At 61.8% G+C, this 22,918-nt stretch carries 15 protein-coding genes; 2 read left to right on the top strand and 13 right to left on the bottom strand.

Annotated elements, in window-relative coordinates:
- Positions 1-47: 47 nt before the first annotated feature.
- The 3 genes from WEB61_RS02525 to WEB61_RS02515 form a co-directional block, all read right to left on the bottom strand.
- Positions 48-1,370 carry a TRAP transporter large permease subunit gene (locus tag WEB61_RS02525; protein WP_368062756.1) on the bottom strand — a complete coding sequence of 441 codons (1,323 nt, stop codon included), beginning with the start codon at positions 1,368-1,370 and terminating at the stop codon, positions 48-50.
- The gene (locus tag WEB61_RS02520; protein WP_368062755.1) at positions 1,367-1,879 is read right to left on the bottom strand and encodes a TRAP transporter small permease subunit; all 513 of its coding nucleotides are present in this window, start codon (positions 1,877-1,879) and stop codon (positions 1,367-1,369) included. The genes WEB61_RS02525 and WEB61_RS02520 overlap by 4 nt, the downstream gene beginning before the upstream one ends.
- 162 nt (positions 1,880-2,041) lie before the next feature.
- On the bottom strand, positions 2,042-2,488 hold the full coding sequence (locus WEB61_RS02515; RefSeq protein ID WP_368062754.1) for a hypothetical protein: 447 nt from the start codon (positions 2,486-2,488) through the stop codon (positions 2,042-2,044).
- A 70-nt stretch (positions 2,489-2,558) separates the two neighbouring features.
- Between WEB61_RS02515 and WEB61_RS02510 the strand changes: the two genes are divergently transcribed.
- The gene (locus WEB61_RS02510; RefSeq protein WP_368062753.1) at positions 2,559-3,680 is read left to right on the top strand and encodes a PQQ-dependent sugar dehydrogenase; all 1,122 of its coding nucleotides are present in this window, start codon (positions 2,559-2,561) and stop codon (positions 3,678-3,680) included.
- A gap of 6 nt (positions 3,681-3,686) precedes the next feature.
- On the opposite strand, the gene WEB61_RS02505 is transcribed toward WEB61_RS02510, so the two are convergent.
- The 5 genes from WEB61_RS02505 to WEB61_RS02485 form a co-directional block, all read right to left on the bottom strand.
- On the bottom strand, positions 3,687-5,063 hold the full coding sequence (locus WEB61_RS02505; RefSeq protein ID WP_368062752.1) for a DUF1329 domain-containing protein: 1,377 nt from the start codon (positions 5,061-5,063) through the stop codon (positions 3,687-3,689).
- A 141-nt stretch (positions 5,064-5,204) separates the two neighbouring features.
- A complete protein-coding gene (locus WEB61_RS02500; RefSeq protein ID WP_368062751.1) occupies positions 5,205-7,097 on the bottom strand; it encodes a DUF1302 family protein in 1,893 nt (630 codons plus the stop codon).
- The gene (locus tag WEB61_RS02495) at positions 7,094-8,038 is read right to left on the bottom strand and encodes a WD40/YVTN/BNR-like repeat-containing protein (protein ID WP_368062750.1); all 945 of its coding nucleotides are present in this window, start codon (positions 8,036-8,038) and stop codon (positions 7,094-7,096) included. The genes WEB61_RS02500 and WEB61_RS02495 overlap by 4 nt, the downstream gene beginning before the upstream one ends.
- Before the next feature lie 55 nt (positions 8,039-8,093).
- Positions 8,094-9,473: a DUF1329 domain-containing protein gene (locus WEB61_RS02490; RefSeq protein ID WP_368062749.1), complete on the bottom strand. Its 1,380-nt coding sequence runs from the start codon at positions 9,471-9,473 to the stop codon at positions 8,094-8,096.
- Between the two features lie 42 nt (positions 9,474-9,515).
- Positions 9,516-11,978 (bottom strand): RND family transporter, encoded by a 2,463-nt coding sequence (locus WEB61_RS02485; protein ID WP_368062748.1) that lies wholly within the window; start codon positions 11,976-11,978, stop codon positions 9,516-9,518.
- 476 nt (positions 11,979-12,454) lie between these two features.
- Between WEB61_RS02485 and WEB61_RS02480 the strand changes: the two genes are divergently transcribed.
- Positions 12,455-14,440, top strand: coding sequence for an acetoacetate--CoA ligase (locus WEB61_RS02480; RefSeq protein WP_368062771.1), 1,986 nt, complete (start codon positions 12,455-12,457; stop codon positions 14,438-14,440).
- A 345-nt stretch (positions 14,441-14,785) separates the two neighbouring features.
- On the opposite strand, the gene WEB61_RS02475 is transcribed toward WEB61_RS02480, so the two are convergent.
- The 5 genes from WEB61_RS02475 to WEB61_RS02455 form a co-directional block, all read right to left on the bottom strand.
- Complete coding sequence (locus tag WEB61_RS02475) at positions 14,786-15,541, bottom strand: hypothetical protein (RefSeq protein ID WP_368062747.1); 756 nt, start codon at positions 15,539-15,541, stop codon at positions 14,786-14,788.
- Positions 15,541-17,793 (bottom strand): hydantoinase B/oxoprolinase family protein, encoded by a 2,253-nt coding sequence (locus WEB61_RS02470; RefSeq protein WP_368062746.1) that lies wholly within the window; start codon positions 17,791-17,793, stop codon positions 15,541-15,543. The genes WEB61_RS02475 and WEB61_RS02470 overlap by 1 nt, the downstream gene beginning before the upstream one ends.
- Positions 17,794-18,049: 256 nt before the next feature.
- On the bottom strand, positions 18,050-20,185 hold the full coding sequence (locus tag WEB61_RS02465; protein ID WP_368062745.1) for a hydantoinase/oxoprolinase family protein: 2,136 nt from the start codon (positions 20,183-20,185) through the stop codon (positions 18,050-18,052).
- A 16-nt stretch (positions 20,186-20,201) separates the two neighbouring features.
- A complete protein-coding gene (locus tag WEB61_RS02460) occupies positions 20,202-20,597 on the bottom strand; it encodes an acetone carboxylase subunit gamma (protein ID WP_368062744.1) in 396 nt (131 codons plus the stop codon).
- A 51-nt stretch (positions 20,598-20,648) separates the two neighbouring features.
- Entirely contained in the window at positions 20,649-22,547 is a 1,899-nt protein-coding gene (locus WEB61_RS02455) for a hydantoinase/oxoprolinase family protein (protein ID WP_368062743.1), read from the bottom strand.
- Between the last annotated feature and the right edge of the window lie 371 nt (positions 22,548-22,918).

Below are 22,918 nucleotides of genomic sequence, written 5' to 3'. Positions count from 1 at the left end.
CGTTCAGACGCCGGATGACCGTTGAAATCCGGCGTCGAACGTCCCACTCATCGTCCGGCATACAAATCAGGCAGCCAAAGGGCCAGCTGAGGAAATGCCATCACGATACCGATCGTGATCAGCATAATGAATACAAACGGTACGATTGACCGGTAGATGTCGACAAGCGTTATCTCGGGTGGCGCCATCGCCCTCATCAGGAACAAATTATAGCCAAAAGGCGGGGTAATGTAGGCCACTTGGCAGGTCATCACATAGAGTACGCCGAACCAGATCGGGTTGAACCCGAGACTGATGACCAGCGGAACATAAAGGGGCGCGACGATGACCAGCATCGCGGTGTCGTCGAGGAACATGCCGAGAATGACGAAGGAAACCATCATCATAATGAGGATTTCCCACGGGGTCAGATCCCATGTCTCGAGAAACAGCGCCGATATGGCACGCTTGGCTCCGAGCCCGTCATAGACCGCGCCGAAGCACAGGGCGGCGAGAATAATCCACATGAACATGCAGGTGATGCTGAGCGTCTTGCGCATCGTCTCGTCCAGCACATGGCCGGTGAGACGGCGCTTGACGAGGGCTGTGAGAGTTGCGGCGGCGGCTCCAACCGCAGCGCTTTCGACGAGGCTCGTTACGCCCATCAGGAAGAGACCCATCATCGCAAAAAATATCGCCAGCGGCGCGATGCCTGCGCGCAGCAGCAGGAGCTTTTCCCTCAAACCGACATCAAGGTCCTCAGGCGGCAGAGTGGGTGCGAGCGCAGGGTTTCGGCGGCATCGGATGTAGATGTAGATAGCGAAGAAGGCCGCCATGATCAGTCCGGGCACGACGCCCGCGAGCCAGAGCTGCAACACGGGTTGGCGCGCGATCATCGCATAAAGCACCAGAACGACGCTGGGCGGGATCAGGATGCCGAGCGAGCTGCCGGCCTGGATGACACCGGTGACCATGATCTTGTCATAACCGCGCCGCAGCAATTCCGGCAATGCGATGCTGGCGCCGATCGCCATGCCTGCGACGCTGAGGCCGTTCATCGCCGAGATCACGACCATCAGGCCGATGGTGCCGATGGCGAGGCCGCCGCTGAGCGGGCCCATCCAGACGTGAAACGCTTTGTAGAGATCGTTGGCGATGCCCGATTCCGACAGCATGTAGCCCATGTAGATGAAGAGCGGCAGCGTCAGCAGCGGGTACCAGTTGAGGACAATGAAGCTGGCGTTGAACGGCATTTCGGAGGCGCCGTCGCCCCAGAGAAGCAGCGCGGCAGCGGCGGCGACGAAACCGATCGCGCCGAAGACGCGCTGGCCGGTAAGCAGCAGCAGCATCAGCGACGAGAACATCAGCAGCGTGATCAACTCGTAGCTCATTCGAGCTCCTCACCGCGAACGCGCGCAAGGTCCCGGAAAAAGATTGCGACCGCCTGCAGCAGCATCAGACCGATGCCGACGGTCATGATGATCTTGATGGGCGCCAGAGGCGGCCCCCAGGCGGTGTAGTTTTTCTGGCCGTAGGTGAGCGCATATTCGGTGCTCGATATGCCGCCCATCAGCAGGACCACCAGGTAGAAGATCAGGAAGAACGCGGTGATGGTGTCGGTGAAGGCCTTCCTGCGCGGCGACAGCCGGCCGTAGAGAAGGTCCATCCTGACGTGGCCGTCGATCTGCATGGCATAGGCCCCGCCCAGCAGATAGTAGGCGGCCAGCAGAAACTGGCCCATCTCCATCACCCAGACGATGGGTACATTGTAAAAGGTACGGGAAAAGGACGAATAGAGCAGGATGCCGATCATTACGAAGATCAGGTACATCGCCAGGCGCCCGACCACGCGGTTCACCGCCTCGACATATCTGACATAGGCTTTTACCGCTCCAGGCAAACGCGATACCCCGCAGTTCCGGCAGTGATACATGCGTGACGTTGCCGCCCCGCCATGTCCACAGGCTGCACCGGCTGACGCAAAGAGGCAAGATTTTCAGCTACGGCAAGCATCCGAATTGCTGCGACCCGAAACCGGAACGCAACAGTACTTTTTCGGCGTTCACCGCGCCGGCAGTGCCTTTGCAAAGGTCAGACCGCCGACGGCGCCGGCCGCCATCTGGGCAAGGAAGCCGAGCGTCGAGCGCGCCCCGGCGATGGCCGTGATCTCGAAAACCGAATTCATCACCAGCAGCGTCACGCATAGCGAGATCGCGCCCGCGACCGTATAAATCAACGTCCGCTGGATGCCGGCCAGCCGGTAGACCAGCGCGGCGGCGGCCATTGCGACGATGAAGCCCGAACCGACGATCGCGCCGAAGAGCGGCGCCATGCCGACGATATCGTGCAGCGTCGTCGACAGCCGTTCACCCAACGATATGTCGACACCGAGGCCCGAAAGGCGTGCCAGAACGAACTGCGTATGCGCGACCGCGCCGAGCACCGTCGCAACGATCACCGCCAGAACAAAGGCCAGCACCACCCTCAAGACCCACATTTTCGCCCTCATGATTTCTTTCTGCCCCGATCTCACGCTAGGATTGCACAGAATGGAAGCATAGGGGACGGGAATCAGGCAAATGAGCAAACGGATACTGGGCCTTGCGCTGACGATTTCTTTGTCGGGAGCGCTTGCCGGGGCGGCAATTGCCCAGGAGCCTGCAGCCGCCGACTACCGGATCGTGCCGGTTGCCGAGGGGCTCGATCATCCCTGGAGCCTGACATTCCTGCCCGACGGGTCGATGCTCGTCGTCGAGCTGAGCGGCCAGATCAGATCGATCAAGGATGGCACGCTGTCGCCCGATCCGGTGGCCGGTATACCGCCTGTGTTTTTCCGCAGCCAGGGCGGTCTCTTCGACGCCGTCCTCCATCCCGACTTCGCTACAAACCGCCTGCTCTATCTGTCCTATGTGCACGGCACGGCGGGCGCCAACGCATTGCGTGTTGCGCGGGCGCGGTTTGACGGCGCTTCGCTGCACGATCTTGAGGTGATTTTCGAGGTCGAGCCGCTGAAGGATACACCCGTTCATTATGGCGGCAGGCTGCTCTTCCTGCCGGATGGCACACTGCTTGTGACGACCGGCGATGGCTTCGATTATCGCGAGCATGCGCAGATGCTCGATAATCATCTGGGCAAGATCATCCGCATCAACGACGATGGCAGCGTGCCTGCGGACAATCCATTTGTTGGACGCGATGATGCGTTGCCGCAGATATGGTCCTACGGTCATCGCAACGTGCAGGGCATTCTCCACGATAGCGCAACCGGCCGCGTTTACGCCCATGAGCACGGGGCACAGGGCGGCGACGAAATCAACGTCATCGAACCCGGCAAGAATTATGGCTGGCCCGTGATCACCCACGGGATCGACTATTCCGGCGCGCGCATTTCGCCATTTGTCGAATATGAAGGCATGGAGCAGCCTTTGCTGCATTGGACACCGTCGATCGCGCCGGCCGGCTTCACCCTCTATCGGGGCGACAGGTTTCCGCAATGGCGAGGCGACCTCTTTGTCGGCGCATTGGCGGGACAGCACGTCCGCCGCGTTCATCTTGTCGATGGGGCCGTCGCCGGCCAGGAAGAGCTGTTCGGCGAACTTGGCCAGCGCATCCGTGAGGTGCGCGCAGGACCCGACGGCTATCTCTATCTGCTGACGGACAAGGAAAACGGCAGCCTGCTGCGCGTCATGCCAGCGGAGTGAGTACGTCTACATGCCGAGACGGCGAAGCGCATGGGTCGTCAGATAGCGGTCATAAGCCGACTGGTCGTTGACCATCATTGTGTGACCGCCTCTGACCTGGCGCACCTGCTCAAGCCGGGTGATGCGATTGGTCTGGATGTTGTGGGCGTGAACATGAGTCCATGACCAATAGGGGTGCTTGCCATCCATCACGACGGCATCGCCCTGCTGGTACTGGGAGAACGCCCCGTCGAAGGACCGGAACACCTTGCCCTTGCGGTCGAACGACACCATCACAAAGGGCAACAATGTCCGCGCGTCGAACCAGACTTGTTTCTTGCCGACCGGTGCGCGCGGAAACATCACCGGTTCCGCCTCGACGACAAGCGCCTCCGGCACGAGTTGCACCTTCGTATCCCAGAAGCTGTCGCCGTTCGGGCCGCCATGGGTCTTGTGTTCCCAGTTCGGATGATCGGCTGCCCAGCCGCCTGAGAGCGCCGCCAGCGCCGGCCCCTGATGCACAAGGCGGTAGTTGCCCCAGGTCAACAGTGGATCGCCGGCTGCCCACGCGTCGGACAAGTATAGCGTCGAACCCGCTATCAGCGGTTCGAAGCGCTGATTGGTCGGAAAACGCCGAATGCGTTTGAATGCGGGAAGATAACCATAGAGCTCAGGAAATTCGTTCTGGTCGTAAGACCAGATGTTGAGGAACGATGTACCCTTCTCCTCATTGGGATAGGTGAAGGCGACCGACTGGAAACGCAGCTTGTCCTTGAACTCCGTCCAGTACGGCATTGGATCGACCGCGACGCGCCCTACGGGAGCAAGCTCGGCCCAGACAGACTCGTAGCGGTAGTCGATCGAGCCGTTGGGTGCGAGGTCATATTCCTTCGTCGCATAGACCGAGATGTCGTGGCGACCCCAGCTCAGCGTCAAACCGGCGAAAATCTCCAGGGCGCTTTTCGGATTCGGAAACGGATTGCCTCCGATCCAGGGCTCGCCCTCCTCCGTCACCACATTGCCACGTGCGTCGAAGCGCGCTTTCCCGCTGTTGCGGAACGTCGCCTCCAGATATTCCCAGGGACTGAGTTCCATCAGTTCCGTGGTCGGCGGCACGATTTCGAGGATACGGCCAAGCTCCTTGATCTGGCGATAGCGGATCGGATCGAGCAGATCCTTCACGAGATCGACATTGCCGGCGTCGATCCTGCCGCCCGTCGAGATGGCGCCCTTCGTGTAGCCCTCGATCGACAGAAGCTCGTCCGGATAAGCACGCGACGCATCGCCCTGCGCGGCCAGGGCCGGCCAGAGCGGCGCCGTCACACCGAGACTGACGACACCGGCCGCCAGCCGTTCCAGAAACAGGCGGCGAGAATAATCATGCGTGTAGCGCCGCAAATACATCAGCTTCTCCGCCGGGTATTTTCATACCGGAACGGCATCCGCCCGGATCGCCGGTACGCTTTGGGGGGACACAGCGCCTCATCCTGAAAAGGCCTGATATCCTGCGCCGACGCTCCGGGCGGAGCCTTCGATTGACCGGTCTCAGAACTGGTAGGTAATGCGGAATGCCAGTTCGTCTGCCCAGTCGATCGTATCGATGATGTCGTCGTTGCCGCCGTCGCTCAGCGCGATGTTGGCAAAGACTTCGGCGGTCCAGGCCTCGTTCGGCTTCCACTTGAGGCCGGGCTGGATCAGAGCACCGCCGTTGATGTCGTAGAGAACCGAGAAGTCGGCCCGCCAGATCAGATTCGGGAAAGGCTGCTGAACCGCGAAGGCGACGGCATTGAAGGAGTTTTCGCCGCTCGGCAGGCCCGTTGTCCTGTCGCCCGTCGCGCCCATGCCGCTCAGGTGACGGCCGAACAGATCGCTCTCCGATTTGTGCAGATATTGCAGCACCATGAATGTCGCCGGAAATTCCTGCGTGAAGCGGTGATATTTCTCGAAGACCAGCGAGGCGACATATTCGTCCTCCTCGATCAGAGTGCGGCTCAGATCCGGGCTGGTGAACTTCTTGTCCGGCGTGTAAGTGAACTCGCTGCGGATCACCAGCTGATCGAAGAACGATTCCGGCCCCGCCTTGACAATATAGTTGGCGCCGAGACCGAAGATGTTTTCACGCTGGTAAATGCGCGTGATGTGACCCCGAAGCGGCGTCAACTGAAAGAAGTAATCCAGTTCGGCGGCCGCAAACGCTTGATTGGGCACGGGCGCCGCATTGAGAAGTGCGGTCGCCGGGAACTCGTTTACGGCCGCGTTAAATCCAGTGAAGCCGTTCAGGCGGGCCATGCCGGCGTAGGTGAACCACTCGGCCGCCGAATAGACGCCGGTGGAGCTGACTTCAAACGGCGTCATGGCGAGCACGGCGCCGCTACCCGGCAAGCCGGGAATGTCTGTATTGACGCCCGACTCCGTCCAGTGGAAAACGCCGTCCGGATTGCGGCGGTTGACGGCGATCGCCTGAACGGCGACGTCACCGAACTGTGCCTGTACGCGAGTGCCGACGTTCATTGCGCCCTTGGCGTCGTCGAAGCCTTCTTCTTGATGGATCGTGAACTGCGACGGGATCACGTTGTAGGGTGTGTCGGGATTTGCCAGTACCGACGGGTTGAACAACTGCGTAAACGCCTCAATTTCGAGATCATTCGAAATGCGGTACGAGCCGCGTACGCCCGGCGACGAGACGCGCTCGTCGGCGAATTCTTCGGCGACGAGATCGAGCAGAAGGTGACGGCGCAAATCGAGGCCGTTCGGCACGTCGAGCACGCGGAAGAAAAGCGACTCGCCCCAGGCAATTTGCTGATTGCCGAAGCGCACCCAGAGCGGGCCATCCGAATAGTCGAGGTACAACGACGGCAGATCCATCATGTAGTTCTTGCCGTTGACTTCGAACAAAGTCGCCCGATCGCCCCCCCAGAACGGTGTGGCAAAGAATTCCGGATCGCCGTAGCTGTCAAATACATCCGGCTGGAAATAGCCACGCAGGCGAGCGAAGCCCGTCCAGTTCTGGTTCACACTTGCCTGAAAATCGACCTCGATGCGGGTCGCCATCAGATTGAGGTCGTTGTCGGCGCCGCTAATAGGGCGATTTGTCACCGACACGCTGCCGGGCGGAAAGCCGACCGGCGGGAAGCCCGGGATCAGATTTAGCAGGGTCGAATCCTGCGTCACGGTCACCCCGTTGTACAGGTTGCCCCGCTGGTTGAAGGGATTCTCCTCGTCGGTGAGCTTGATCGCCGGCTCCTGACGAATAAATCCTTGAACGTTGAAGTCGACGGCGCCCGCTTCCTGTACGAAAGAAATCGCCCCCAGTGTCAACACCGCGCAAGCCAGAAGCCCTCCTGCGGCCGAGATAGGTTTACGAGACATCTTCTCCCCTCCCTTGGATAATCCGAACCCGTCGGAACCAAAAAATCCCCGAGCCGACCAGCGGCTCACTCCATCATCTCAAGAACGCGTCCTCGATGGCCGACCGCGACGGGCGTGTCGCGGTCATCCGGCGAAGCGACTGCCTGGTACCAGGCGGTATCGACGTCGCTCGCCGTCAATGTCTTCCATGTGCGCCCGCCGTCGCGGCTGGAAAACGCACCGCGGATACCGACTGCCAACGCATGTTCGCCGGACAGCCAGACGCCGAGCAGATTGGTTTCTCCCAGCGGCGCCATACGACGCCAGCTTGTGCCTCCGTCTTCGGTGCGAAGAACAAGCCCGTTCTGGCCAATCGCCAGACCCTTGGCCCTGCCGTTGAAAGCGAGATCGAAGATCGAGGCGTCGCCCTTGTGCGCGACGCGCCATGTCGTTCCCCTATCCGTGGATCGAAGAACCAGACCGAATTCACCGCCGACGGTCACGATGTCGCCGTCGATATGCACCGCGTAGAAATGCGGTTCGAGGTAGTCACCGAGAATGGACGTCCAGTCGAGTTCAACACGCGACCAGCTTTCGCCATCGTCACGCGAAACCAGAATAGTTCCGAAGGCACCGACAACGACAACCGATCTGCCATCGCCCAGCGCGACAGCGAAGAGACGCTCCTCGGTTCCGCTTTCAAGCGATGTCCATGCACGTCCCGTTGAACGAAATACTTGCCCGGATTGCCCGACAACAAAACGTCGGTCACCCTTCGCGACGACGCCCAACAAGGCCAGCTCAGTGTCAGGACGAACGCCGTGCGTCCAGCTCTTTCCGCCATCATCACTCTCAAGCACCGTACCGCCGCTGCCGACGGCAACGCCCCGTGCACCGTCGAATACGACGTCGAACAGCGCATCATGCGACGTGCCCTGATGTCTGACCGACGGGTCGTTGCCTGTCGCCGCCGCGGTGGCGATGACCGGTGCCAGAACAAGGGCCAGTACTGCGAGAACGGTTATCTTCAAGACAGCTCCTCCTGGAACAGGAACGGCGCCGGACAATCCGGCGCCGCGCCGATTCCTATGTTCCGAAACGCCGTATGGCCTGAGCCGTCAGGTATCTGTCGTAGATACTCGGCCCGATGTTGTATTCCGGGCCAAAGCCGCCGGTGATCTGCTTCGCCTGTACGAAACGGCTCATGCGGTTCGACTGCACGTCGTGGCTGTGCACATGGGTCCATGACCAGAGCGGATGGCCGCCGTCCATGAAGCTCGCATCCCCGTCCTGGTACTGACTGAATGCCGGCTCGAAGGACTTCCAGATTTCGCCGCGCCGGTCATAGGTGAGGTAGGACACGAACATCATGTTTCGAACGTCGATATAGACGCGCTTCTTGCCGACCGGTGCGCGCGGATAGCCGATGGGTTCGGCCTCGACCACCAGCACTTCGGGGATCAGCTCCTTGTAGTCCTCGAAGAAAGTCTGACCCTGCGGTCCCCCGTGAACTTCGCGTTCCCAGTTTGCGTTCGTCTTGCCGGTCCAGTTGCCCGAAACGGCGCCCAGATGTGGCTTCGTGCCGATGACCTTGTAGTTGCCCCAGGTGAGCATCGGGTCGCCGGCCGCCCAGGCGTCCGACAGGAAGATCGTGATGCCGGGAACCAGTGGCTCAAAGCGTTGGTTGGTCGGGAAGTTGCGAACGCGCTTGAAGGCCGGCAGGTAGCCGAGCAGGTCCGGGAACTTGCGCTGGTCGTAGTGCCAGGTATTGAGGAAGGCCGTTCCCCGCGCATCGGTCGGCGAGGTGAACCAGACCGCCTGATAGCGCAGCTTGTCTTCGTCGCCAGCCTGATAGGGCGACGACTTATTGACGAGGCCGACCGTGTTCTGCTCGGCCCAGACGAAATCGTACTGATAGGACAGCGTGCCGCCCGGTGAAATATCCCAGTCGCGCACGGCATAGACCGACTCGTCGTGCCGGCCCCAGGACAGCGTCAGATTGCTGAAGGCCTCCTCACCCGTCTGGGCATTCGGAAACGGATTGCCGCCAATCCATGGCTTGCCGTCATCAGTAACGACATTGCCATCGGTATCGAAGCGCGCACGGCCCGCGTTGCGGAGCGTCGCCTCGAGATACTCATGCGGATAGAGCTTTGTTACATCGCGGGTCGTTTCGACGATATTGATACGCCGGCCCATTTCCTTGACTTGCCGGTAGGCGATCGGATCGAGCAGATCTTTGACCGCCTCGACATTGTCCGCGGTGATCACATCGCCCGGCTTGACCTGCCCCTTCGTATACATCTCGATCGAAAGCAACTCGTCGGGGTAGACTTTGTCGATCGTGCCCGATCTGGCGATTTCCGGCCAAAGCGGGGCCAGGACGCCGGCGGTGGCGATCCCCTTCAGGGACTTTTCCATGAAAGTCCGGCGCGAGAACTCTCTGTCGTATTTCCGAATTCGCATTTCCTTCCTCCTCCCAGTAGGACAGGAACCCTCCAACCCAGATCAGGGCCGGATCGGGGCCATCTCGTTCAAATCAATCTCCGTGTGTCTGGCCGTCTCGGCAGCTTTTGCGCGAGGCGCCGCAGCTCCTTCATCGATTTCGGCCGACAAGGCCGAGAGATCGATGCCTTCGCTGACAAGCAATTTCTTGGAATCAATGAATCGTGGACGGATCAACCAGACGAGCAGCGGCACGACGATCAGCGCGATGACCATGTTGATCAGCATGACCATCACCAGCAGCAGACCCATGTCGGCCAGGAACTTCAGCGCCGACAGGAAGTACCAGGGCATGATGCCGATGAGCACAATCGTCGCGGTGAAGAAGATGGCTTTGCCCGTCGTTGTCACGGCCGTGAGGATCGCGGCGGCCATGTCCTTGCGCATCTGGTATTCTTCGTAGATGCGGCTCAGCAGGTAGATGCCGTAATCGATGCCGACACCGACGCCGATTGCCGCGATGGGCAATGTGTTGACGTCAAGGCCGATGCCCATTTGGGTCATCACCGCAGCGAGAAGCAGGTTCGACAGGTTGACCGGGATCAGCAACATGATGCCGGCCACCACCGAGCGATAGGCCAGACTGCAAGTGATCAGAATGACGACATTCAGAAGACCAAGAATGATCCACTGATATGTATCGACAGTGTCGTTGATCGACTGCTGCAAGGCGATGGTGCCGCTGCCGAGGCGAATGCGGAAATCGTCGTAGTCGGTTCCAATGATCTCCAGTGCCGCACGCGCCTGGCGCAGGGCCTCGTCGACCGTTTCCTGCTTGTTGTCCTTGTACCAGAGCGACACCGTGCCGTTGCGTTGCTCGAAATCGCTGACATGCAGGAATGCCTTCGGTCCGGTGCCTACCATCAATGCGCCGGCGGCCGCACTGACTGCCGCGTCGTCATGGTCGAGCGGCGCCCATTTCGGATTGCCGCCGCTGAACAGGCGGTTGGCCTCCGGCAGGTAGTCGGCGAACGAAAGCGATGCTTCGGGTGGATTGGGCTGACTCTCGAGCAAATGCTGCAGGCGCTGCATCGTCAGCACCGTCTCCGCCTTGCGCACGACGCGGTCGAGGCTGTCCGGCGACTTCGACTCGAACACGATTTCGAGGGTGTTCAGACCCGGAAAATGACTGTTGATATTGGCAACTGCGACGTTGAACTCGGAGTCTTCCCACAGAAGATTACTGCCTTCGACCGGATTTCCGATCTTGATGTCGAGCACCTTGTTGAAGCTGACGACCGCCAGCACCATAACGCCGATGGCGGTCAGCACCGACATCTTGCCAATGGACAGACGCCCGATAGCACTCAGCAGCATCCGAATGCCGCTATAGCCGCTCTTCGGATTTCCGGCGCCGACCATCCGGCCGACATTGCGCGGCTTGGGCAGCAACATGATCAGAAGCGGCGTCAGGAAGACATTGGTCGGGATGAGGATCAACGCCCAGAAACCGCAAAAAAGCGCAAATCGTTCCATCGCCGGAATGGGTGCGACACCGATGATGAAGAGACCAAGCGCATCCGTTGTGATGCCGAGTACACCCGGTGCCATCATCACGCTGAGCGACACCTCCGCGGCCCGGCGGCGATCCTTCACGTGATCCAGAATTTCGTAGTAGCGCTCGGTGAACTGCACGCAGTGGCTGAACGAGCGGGCGACCAGCAGGAGCGGCACTACCATAATCAGCGGTTCGATCGGCTGACCGATCCAGCCGACAAAGCCGAAACCCCAGATAGCCGCTACAATGCTGGTTACCAGCGGCGCCACAACGCCGACAACATTGCGCATGTAGAAGACCAGCGCGAGCAGCAACGCGAGGGCGGTGATCGCGAAGATACCCAACATCTGCTGTTCGTAGAAGTAAACCCACCCGGTCAGGACCGGTTGGCCGGCCATGTGGACTTCGTGTTTGTCGTCTTGTGCGTCCTTGACCAGCTTGTCCAGGTATTCGAACGTCTCGCCGTAGTCGAGCAGACGCTCGATGAAGGTCGCGTTGACCAGCGTCGCCGTCTCGTCCTCCGAGATCATGAAGGTTCGCACATTCGGCGCCTTCAGGACGCGCGAACGAAACTCGGCAATCTCCTCCGCCGTTCGCGGCGGGTGATCTTCCATCAGCGGGCGGGAGTCGATGCCGTCCGGTGTCGCTTCGGCGTAACGCGCTTTTTCGGTGGCGACCGAAAGTATCTGGTCGTGATCGACCCCGGGCGCCAGATCGACATCGCGTGTCAGATCCCAGACCTTGGCAAGCGTTTCGGGGTTGTAGATGTCCCCGTCCTTGCGCTTGATCATGATGGTGACGGTGAGCGGATTCCCGAAGTTCGGATGATCCTTGTAGGTCTGCACGAACGGATGGTTCTTGGGCAGAAGATCGCTGAAGATTGTTTTCAGTTCGACATTCTTCAGACCCATCGCAAAAAAGGCCGTGATCGCAACGATCACGAACAGCGACAGCCACCTGTACGCCATGGCGGCTCGGGCCAATCGAACACTCAGACGCTCCACCCGGCACTCCCCCCTTTTACCGACCCCCATGCCCCTCCGGCACTTCGTTCATTCCATAAATTGTTTCTTTTGTAAATCATTTAGTCTCTGAACCGAGCCCGCCTCGTCCAGCGGACCCGCCGTATTTGCGGCTTGCGGATCGTGGGCGACCGGCCTGTGCCGCGCCCCGCCCTAAAGAGTGGCGATGCCCGGAAGCACTAGAAAGTGAGGCGCCCAGTCGACTATTCCGGCGCTGCATCGGCTGTGCTGGCGTCGGAACATTTTCACCCCGGCTCGACATTCCCCGATCGGCGGCGTCGCCGGAATTACACGAAGGGGGTGCGCGCGGGGCGCAATCGGGGCCGCGGAACGCCGCCCGAACGGGTGGGGAGCGGCGGCGGCGGCGCGTTTAGCATTCCGCGATCAACCTCGAAAAAGCGGAAGGAAAAGCCGTGGCCAATATGGGAGACCTGCTCTGGTCGCCGTCGGCGGAGATGGCGGCGAATGCCAACGTCACCGCGTTTATCAGTTGGCTCAACACGCGCGGCCACAGCTTCCGGACCTACGAGCAATTGCGGCGCTGGTCGGTGGACGATATCGCGGCGTTCTGGGAAGCGGTGTGGCACTATTTCGACGTGACGTCCTCGGCGCCCTACGATTGCGTGTTGCGCGACGCGGCGATGCCGGGCGCGACGTGGTTTCCCGGCGCGCGGGTCAACTATATCGAGACGCTGCTCTCGAAGGGCGACGGCGAGAAGACGGCGATTTATGCGGCAAGTGAAGAAGGCGCGGCGCGGACGACAAGCTGGAGCGAGCTGAAATCGCGTGTGTTCAAACTTGCAACGGCGCTGCGGGAGCTCGGCGTCGGACCGGGCGACCGCGTCGCCTCCTATCTGCCGAACGTGACGGAAGCCGCCATTGCCTTCTTCGCCAGTGCCAGCATCGGCGCCGTCTGGTCGAGCTGTTCGCCCGATTTCGGCGCGGCGAGCGTCATCGACCGGTTCAGCCAGATCACGCCGAAGGTATTGTTCGCGACCGACAGCTATCGCTATGGCGGCAAGTCGTTCGACCGCCGTGCGGAGGTCAGGGCGATGGTCGACGCCCTGCCCTCGCTCGCGCATGTGGTTCACGTGCCGGGCGCAGATGCCGCGTTCAACATGGCACCGGTCGTGCCGGGCGCGATTTCCTGGGCGACGCTGATGGCGCGGCCGGAGGTGAACGCCTTCACCTTCGAGGATACCGCATTCGACCATCCGCTCTGGATCGTCTATTCGTCGGGCACAACCGGATTGCCTAAACCCTTCGTGCACGGACATGGCGGCATTCTGCTCGAAGCGCTGAAGTTCACGCATTTCCATCTGAACCTCAAGCCAACCTCCTGCATGTTCTACTTCACCACGACAGGCTGGGTGATGTGGAACATCCTTTTGTCGGGTCTCGTCGCCGGTTCGTCCGTCGTTCTCTACGACGGAAATCCGGTGACGCCGAAGCCCGACCGGTTGTGGGAGCTCGCGGCCGAGACGGGCATGACACTGTTCGGTGCGAGCCCCACCTATCTCAACGGGCAGATGAAGGAAGGCATACACCCCAACAAACTTTACGACCTTCGCAAGATGGACAGCATCCTTCTCGGCGGCTCGCCGGTGATGCCGGAGCACATGGAATGGTGCTACACCAATCTCCGCTCCGACATGTGGGTGACGTCGCAGAGCGGCGGCACCGATGTGGCCTCGGCTTTTGTCGGCGGCGTGCCAACGCTGCCGGGCTACGCGGGCGAAATCCAGGCGCGCTGTCTCGGCGTCGATGTGCATGCGTTCGACGATGACGGCAACGAAATTATCGACGAGGTCGGCGAGCTCGTCGTCAGCAAACCGATGCCGTCGATGCCGCTGTTTTTCTGGAACGACGAAGGCGGACATCGTTATCGCGATTCCTATTTCGATACCTATCCCGGACACTGGCGGCACGGCGACTATTTCAAGGTCAACAAGCGCGGCGGCTGCTTCATTCTCGGGCGTTCGGACTCGACGCTCAATCGCTATGGCGTGCGCATCGGCACGGCCGAGATCTATCGCACCATCGAAGGGCTCGAGGGCATTGAGGACAGCATCATCGTCAACCTCGACCTGCCGGGCGGAACCTTTTTCATGCCGCTTTTCGTCGTTCTGTCGAAAGGACAAAAGCTCGACGACGCGCTCCGCCAGAAGATCAACAAGGCGTTGAAGGAGAGGTATTCGCCGCGTCATGTGCCAGATCGTATCTATCAAATCGATGCCGTTCCCTACACGTTGACCGGGAAGAAGATGGAAGTCCCAGTACGGAAGATTCTGCTCGGTGCGCCGGTGGAGAAAGCGGCGAGCCGCGACGCCATGTCGAATCCCGGCGCCATCGACTACTTCACCGACTTCGCCCGGACGCAGCGCGAGTATTCCACGGCCGCCGACTGACGGAGATAAGTCACAGCGCGGGGCAGCAAAAACCCCCCCTCTGTCACGAAACTGTCAAAAAAACTGTCACAAACGAATTTTGGAGAGAAAAACGGGCGGGGATAAACATGCCTTATCCCCGAAAAGCATGTGTCTGAAAAAAACTTGTCCCCGGGGTTCGTTCCGTAAAAAAAAGCTGCTCCATGTCGCCATGGAGCAGCCAAGGATACGGGAGGAGGAGGGATCGCTCCCGCGGAGGTATGCCCATTCGAGCGGCGCAGTGTTTCGCAACCGGCCGGCCGGCGGAACTACACGATAGAGTAACGCCAGCGCGTCGATCGGTGGGACCGCGCCCGTAGAGAGACTTCAGGAAGCATTTTCGCTCAGTACCCGGAGTTTCGCGAGGACGGTTTCGGGCACGAGAGCAGCCGGCACTTCCGTGAAGAGCGGAGTATCGCCGGTGACCACGACATCGCCCCCCTCCCAAAAGGCGGGGCCGAGAATTCTTCCCTCGGCCGCCGAGGACGGCTCGGCGCGGTAGATCCGGTCGAAGCCCGCGGCCCCGCTCGCCTCACCCGGCATGACGAGAACGGAGGTCAGCTCGTAGTGGCGGGCGATGTTGGTGAGGGGTTCGAAGAATTCGAGGGCGCGGGAATCGGCTTCGGTGAAGCGAAGGACGCCGATGGACGGTGCGACCAGCGCCCGCAGGAGATCGGCCAGCACCATGCCCAGATCGTCCAGCACGTTTTCGTCCATACCGTCCGGCTCCATGAAGAGACGCGCCAGCGCGCCGGGGCCCGGCAGGGCGAGCGCCAACGGTTTCGTGCCAAGGGCGCCGGCGGCGGTTTCGATGCCGCGCTTGAGGTGGGCGCGCAGGGCGGTATCCACCAGCAGGTCCTCGATGCCGCCGGCGTCGAGCCTGTCGATGCCATAGGAGCGCGCCCAGGCGGCGATGCCGGCGCCGATGTCGATATCGACGATGTCGAGCGAAAGCAGCGATGCGAGCTCGCGCAGGAAGAGGCCGAGTTCACCCGGCGCGCTCCAGGGATCGTCGCCGCCGCGCAGGACACGGGCGCCGAAAGCGGCGCCGTCGATCCAGAGGCGCGGCAGGGCGGCGGACATCAGGCCTTGCGGCTCTTGCGGCAATCGGCGAGCTCGGCTTCGAGCCTGTCGATCTTCACCTGAAGCGGATGAGCCATGACGACCGGCGGCACGACCTGGCCTGCCGGATGGAGCTTGTCGGGGCTGCCGGCATGGACCATCGACCTGTCGTTCCACGAGCCGTAATAGGGCACCTTGCCGGAGGGCTTGTCCTTGACCCAACCTTCACAGAAGGCGTCGAAGGGCCTGCTTTTGGCAATGCGTTCGCGGCGGGCGTCGTCGCGCGCCTTCGCGGTCGCCTTCTCGTCGACGAGCAGCGTCTCCCTGTCGTAGACAATGCGGTAGATGCGCCAGGCGACATCGTCGGAAACGAGGCCCTCGTCCATGTCGCGCATGACGTCGGCCGGGGCACGCTCCAGCGGATCGCCGAAGCCGCCGCCGGTGCCTTGCGCGATCATGTAGAGCTCGCCGCGTTGCGCCAGCGTGTAGCCGAGCGTCATCGGGTGGGTCGAGTATTTCGCGTCCGGGAAGGGGCGTTCGTTCATCAGCTCCTCGATCGAATAGCGGAAGGAGCCCGGATCGTTTTTCAGAATGTCGAAGACGTTGACGCCGGTGATGCGGGCCAGCGGATAGGTCGGGCAGCCATAACCGCCGAAGAGGCCCGGCACGTTGGGGAACTTCGCGCCCATCGCCGTCAGCATGAATCCGAAGGCGTCGCTGTCGCGCATGGCCAGGATCATCTGATAGCCCATGCCGCCGCGATGCTTCCCGAAGCCCTGATTGTCCTTCATCATTTTCTTTGAGACGATCTGGATGAAGGGCACTTCTTCCTCGATGAATTCCTGTTCGCCGAGATCGGACATGGTGGCGAAGATCGGTGCACAGCCGTGTTCGCCGTCGCGGTCGGCCAGCGCGCCGCCGCCCATGCCGTTAATGTCGGCGCAGACATTGCCGACCATTTCGCCGTGCTGCGTCAGCCCGCCGAAAAGGAAGGTGTTGATCATGTTGAACCAGGGCGCCAATACGCGCGTGTATTTGTGCGGGTTCGAATAGAGGAATTTCATGGTGGCGACCTGACCGGCGCTCCAAGCGGTGAAGACCGTCATCATCGACTGGGCGCTCGGCGTGCCGAAGCCGGGCTTCAGCACCGAGGGGTTGTCGAAGATGAAATTGACCGGGGCGAGCACACCCTGATTGCGCGGAATGTCCGGCCAGATGAAGGTCAGGAACAATTGCGCCAACATGCCCTTGACGGTGATGTCGAGGCTGTTGTTGGAGCGGTTGGTGAATTCGGGGCTCGAGCCGCGATAGTCGAAGGTCAGCTCGTCGCCCTTCTTGGTCAGTTCCAGATTGATCTTGATCTGCACGTTCTCGCGCAGCGTGCCGTCGGTCCACCAGGCATGGCGCACCGTGCCGTCCGGCCATTCCTTCAGACGGCGGCGCACTTCGGCATCGGTGTCCTCGAGATTCATGCGAAGCGCGGCGACGACGGCCTCGACGCCATACTCGGCGATCGCCTCATGGATGCGCGTCTCGATGCGGCGGCAGACATACATCTTCACTTTCATGTCCGCATATTGCAGTTTCGGCTCGCGCACCGAATTCTGCAGGAAGGTGACGAGGTCGCGTTTCAGCTTGTAGTTCTCGGCGACCTTGAAGGGCGACATCTTGAGCCCCTCATCCCATATCTGCTCGGCAAGCGAAGGCATGCCGCCCGGCTCGATGGCGCCGTTTTCGCCTTCATGCACGGTGGCGCCGGCCCAGGCGACGATCTTTCCGTCGTGGAAGACCGGCATCATCATCGACTGATCGGTGTTGTGGGCCTGTCCGTAGCGGGCATCGTTGACGATGAAGACGTCACCCTCGTTGACGCCGACCGTCTTGTCCTTCGACCAGAACTTGCGGATGAACTTGATCGGGTATTGCACGAGATTGCAGAAGATGACGACGCCGCCGGAACTGGCGAGGCTCAAATCGCCGCTTTCGGTGTAGATCGCCGAGACGCAGTCGCCCCATTTCGCACCGGGGGCGGCGCCCATGTTTTCGAGCATCTCGAAGCTCTCGTTGACGCCGGCCAGCAGACGCTCGCGGACGATTTCGAGACGGACGGGATCGTTTTCCCTGCCGATGCATTCGTCTTCATAAGGGGTGCGCGGTTCGAGCCCGTGATTGTTCATGATGACGGGATCGGGCGAGAGATAGAGATTGGTCTCGCTCAGGAAGGCGTCCACCGCGCTCGACGGCGCGGTTCCGAGGTCCATGTCGTCACCCATTTTCGTTTCTCCGGAGCGGTTGCGGTCGTGCACTCACGTTCTTCATTCCGTCATGGCCCGGCTTGTCCGGGCCATCCACGTCTTTGCCGTTCCTGACGAAAGAAAGACGTGGATGGCCCGCATGAAGCGGGCCATGACGATTTGGGGATATGCGTTTCATATCGCCGGCGGTGTCAGGAGCGGCACGGCCCATGGACCCCGGCTTTCGCCGGGGTGACACTTCTATTTTGGGTTGGGCATTTTTCATCACCGCCCCCTACTCCGGCCGTTCGAACAGGGCGGCGCCGTGGCGGCCGATTTTCAGGCGCCAGGCGGGTTCGACGAGATAGGTCGTCGAGGGCGAGATGACGACGGCGGGGCCTTCGACGACAGAGCCGAAAGCGAGATCGGCGAGGTCGTGAAAGGCCGTCTTCATCGCGCCGTCGTGGCCGACAAAGTGGCACTCCTTGTGCTGCGCGGCGGCGGGGGCCGGCGCGATCTCACCGTCCTTCGGCAGGATGTCGCTGAATTTCAGCGTCGACATGCTGGAGAAGGTCGCAACGCGGATCGTGTTGATGCGGATGCCGGCTTCGGGCGCCTGGCTGCCTTCGCCATAGCGGCGCCCATAGTCCTTGGAGAAGATGGCCAGCACTTCCATCAGGTCGTCGGCCGTTTCGAGGCGGTTCTTCGGAACGACGACGGCGGTCTGGGCGAGCTGATTGCCGTACCGCATATCGAGCTCGAGGCGATGCCGGATCGCGGCCGGGTCGACGCCCTGACGCAGCAGATCGTCCCTGCCCTTTTCCTCCAGCTCCTCGACCAGCTCGTTGAAGGTATCGAAATCCTCGAAAATCCTGCGTGTGTTCGAATCGTAGAGCGAGAGGTAGAGCGAGCGTTCGTGGAAATGAAGCTGATCCATATTGCCGGCGCCGATGGCCGAGAAGATGGCGCTGAAAGGCGGCACCATGACGCGCGAGACACCAAGCACATTGGCGATGCCGCAGGCGTGAAGCGGGCCGTTGCCGCCATAGGCCAGGATCGTGAAATGACGCGGTTCGTAGCCGCGGACGCGCAATTCCTGCGCGATGCCGTTCGCCATGTCGTTGTCGATCTTCTGCCGGATCAGCTTCGCCGCGCCGACGGCATCGACGCCCATCGGTTCGCCGACTTCCTTTTCAAGCGCGCGCGTGGCGCGGCGCTCGTTCAGGGGGATCGAACCGTCGGCATAACGGTCGGCCAGCAGATAGCCCAGCGCCAGATCGGCGTCGGTGACAGTCGGGTTGCGGCCGCCGCGATTGTAGCAGGCGGGGCCAGGATCGGAGCCGGCGCTTTCCGGCCCGACCGCGACGGCGCGGCGCAAACGGTCGTAGCGCGCGATGGAACCCCCGCCCGCCCCCAGCGTCACCAGATGGACCATCGGGATGTTGACCAGCCAGCGCCCGATGACCGGGTTGAAATCGTAGAATTTGACGCCGCCCTTGACGACGAGACCGATGTCGAAAGAGGTACCGCCCATGTCGGTGCAGACGACATTGCCGAGATCGGCCTCGACGGCGAGATGTTCGGAGGCATTGATGCCGGCGACCGGGCCCGAATGGATCGTCTGCAGGGCGTCGGTCGAATTCAACTGCGCCATGCCGCCCGAATTGTGAATGACCAGCATCGGCTTTTGATAGCCATTGTCACGCAGGTTCAATTCCAGCATCGAGAGGCCGTGATACATCGCATTGTGCAGGAAGGCGTCGATGATGGCCGAGGAGGTGCGCGCATATTCGCCCTTGCGGCCGCCGACCTGATGCGAAAGCACGATGGGAGCCGAACCCAGCAGATGCTCGGGGAATTCCTCGCGGATGATTTCCTCGACCAGCAGCTCGTGTTCCGGCTCGACCACGGCATTGATCAGCGAAACGACGAAGGCCTGAACGCCGTTGTCGACCAGCTTGCGGACCTGCGTGCGCACATCCTCGGCATCGACCGACATCAGGATTTCGCCGGTTTCAGCGACACGCTCGCGAATGCCGACGATCATCTGGATCGGCACCAGCGGTTCGGGGCGCTGCGCCATGGGCAGGTCGCGGCGCTGGCGGTCCGGCAGGCCTTCGCCGTAGCCGCGGCCGCGGCTCAGGGGCACCATCGCCTCGAAGCCCGCCGTCACCAGCAGGCCGACGCGGGGGCCGCGACGTTCAATCAGCGCATTGGTGCCCAGCGTCGTCGCATAACGAACGCTGTCGACCTCGCGCATTACCTCTTCAAGCGTCAGGCCCAGTTGTTCATAGGCGATTTTCAGCGAGGCGTTGAAACCGAGCGCCAGATTCTGATGCGTGGTCAGCGATTTCGCTTCGACATAGTGCTCGTCCCAGACGAGCGAGCAGTCGGTGAAAGTTCCGCCGATGTCGACAGATACGCGGCGCATGTGCGGGTCTCCGGGTTCAGTGCGAATGGGTGGGCGCGACGAATTCCGGTCCGAGCACCGGCCCGGTCAGCGGTTCGCGCGTCGCCCATTGTGCCTTCAGGGCGTCGATGTCGATCTCGATGTCGTGGGCCGGCGGGTGGCCCGGCGGCAGATATTCGACCTCGGCGAGACGGCCGCAATCCGGGCAGCAATATTCGAGGATGCGGCACCAGTCGCCGTCGGGCGCGAAGGTGAATTCGTAATGCGCGGTGTCGAGGATGGGCGCGTGAATTTCCTCCGGCGCGCGTTCGCGCACCAGCAGGCCCTTCTTGTAGTTGTCGCGGGCCGGGCCAATCTCGTGGCCGCAACCGGCACATTCCCAGGTTTCGCGGTCGAGATCGATCGTCAGCATCGCCGTGAAAAAGACTTTCATTCATTCCTCCCTATCGTCCGACCGCGCTTGCAAACGAAGCGGATGGCCGGTTCAGCGACGCAAGAGCAGGTCGCCGTTGCCGCTGACGACAAAGCGCCAGCCGGGCTTTACATGGGCCGTGAAGAAGGCTTCCTCGACGAGGCAGGGACCTTCGAACCAATCACCGGGCGCCAGCGTTTCGAGACGGAAGAGCGGCAATGCCGCGCCGCGGGTTTCGCGGGCGCCTTCGGGTTCCGCCTCGCGCTTCTCGTCGAAGCCGGTCCCGGCGAGCGGGATCCGGTCGATCGGCTTCTTGACGCGGAGTTCCATCCAGGCTTCGGCGTTGACGCCGTCGAGCGGACCGTTCAGATGCGAGCGGACATAGCCCGAACCGTTCTTCGTCAGCAGCGTGTAGTCGATCGTGCATTCGGAAAGCGCGAAGCCCTCGGCCAGCATGCCGCGTCGGCCTTGCTCGGCAAGGTCGGAGCGGGCGCGGCCCAGCGCGTCGTCGCCGGCGCGCGACAGCTCGGCCATGTAGCTGTGCTCGATGTCGCTGAAGGAAATGCCATAGGCGCTGAAGACGGCGGCGAATTTCGGGATCAGAGCCATCGACAGACCGGCCTTCTCGGCGACGCCGCAGGCGCTCATCGGACCGGCGCCGCCAAAGGCGAGCAACATGCCGTCCCTGTTGGCGGCGGCCCAGGCGCTCAAGGTCCCGGCAATTTTCGCATGATAGGCGTCGGCCATGGCATCAATCGCGTCGGGGAGCGCGAGACCGAGCGGTTCGCCGACATGAGCCATGATGGCGCGCTCGGCGCGTTCGCGGTCGAGGGGCATGCGGCCGCCGAAATAGGAGTGCGGATCGAGAACGCCCATCGCCAGGAAGGCGTCGGTCATGGTCGCCATGGTGCCGCCGCGCGCGAAGCAGGCCGGCCCCGGCGCCGAGCCGACGCTTTCGGGACCGACCAGCACCTTGCCGCCCTCGACGCGCAGGATCGAACCGCCGCCGGCGCCGATGCTGTCGATCTCGGAAAGCGGGATCGCGACCGGCGCACCTTCGATATGGCCCGTGTCCGCGACGCGGACCCCGGCATTTTCAAACATCGCGATGTCGGTGGTGGTGCCGCCGATATCCATCGAGACCGCGGCCGGGATGCCGTAATGCTTCAGCAGCACTTCCGCGCCGACGACGCCGCCCTGGGGGCCGGACGAGTAGGTCTTGATCGCAACGGTTCGCGCAACACGGGTCGAGTTGCCATCGTTGCGGAAGATCAGCAGCGGCTTGCGCGCGCGGTGTTCGCGCAGCTTGTTTTCGGCGTTGTAGAGAAATTTCTCCATCGCCGGATGCAGGAAGGCATTGATGAGGCTCGCCCAGACGCGCTGTTCGGGCGCGCCGATCTTCGTCAACTCGGTCGAGAAGAGGAGCGGCACAGCGCCCAGCAGGTGACGCGGGAAAGCGCGATAGAGGATGCGCTTGGCGGTTTTTTCGCGCTCGCCCGCATCGGCGCCCGACAAGGCGACGACGACGCGGCCGGCGCCCGCCGAGACCAGTTTCGAGACCGCCATGACGAGTTCGCCGGTGGCCCCCTTTGCCGTTTCCGCCGCGGCGGCCGGCGCGACGATGCGAACGCGGTCGGCGACGAAGGATTCAAAAAGGCCTGGCGCCGCGTTCATCGCGGCCGAGAGCAGCGCCTCGTCATCGGTCAGGAGGCCGATGCGCGGCCCCTTGCGCTGGACGATGGCGTTGGTGCCCTGCGTCGTCGAGTAACGAATGTAGTCGATCGATCCCACCAGCTTCGGAAGGTCGATCTCGCCATCGATCTTTTCCGACAGGGCCTCGAGGCATTTGACGAAACATTCGGTGAGATCGTGCGGCGTGGTCAGCGTCTTGGCGTGGATCGTCGAAACGCCGTCGGTGGCGCAAACATCCGTCAGCGTGCCGCCATTGTCGATGCTTACCAGAAGCCCCACGCGTTTTCCCCCTCGTCCTGTCCGACGGTCCGCCCGGAAGGGAACGGTCGCCGTTTATGCATGCAGGGTATCGCCGCGATGGATGGCTCTTCCCCACCCGAAAGGATGGAAGTGAGGGGGCGATTTTTGGGGGTGGCATATGTCGGGTTGGGCGCGACGATGGGGGGCTGCAGGAACTCAAAGAATGAGCCGTCATTGCGAGCCTCGAAGGCGCGCGGCAATCCAGAAGCGGCAAGCGCCGCGTCTCTTCACAAGAACTGCTTGCCGCGGGCGCATTGCTCCCGCTCGATGCTACGTGCCAAACCTGGGCCGTACGCGACTTGTTTGACGAGCTGCCGCAGTTTTTGCGAAGAGAGACGCCGCGCGAAGCG

Source organism: Parvibaculum sp. (assembly GCF_040882025.1).
In the GTDB taxonomy this organism is placed as follows: domain Bacteria; phylum Pseudomonadota; class Alphaproteobacteria; order Parvibaculales; family Parvibaculaceae; genus Parvibaculum.
Note: the sequence above shows the minus strand (reverse complement) of the source record. Positions and strands in the feature narration are given on the sequence as shown.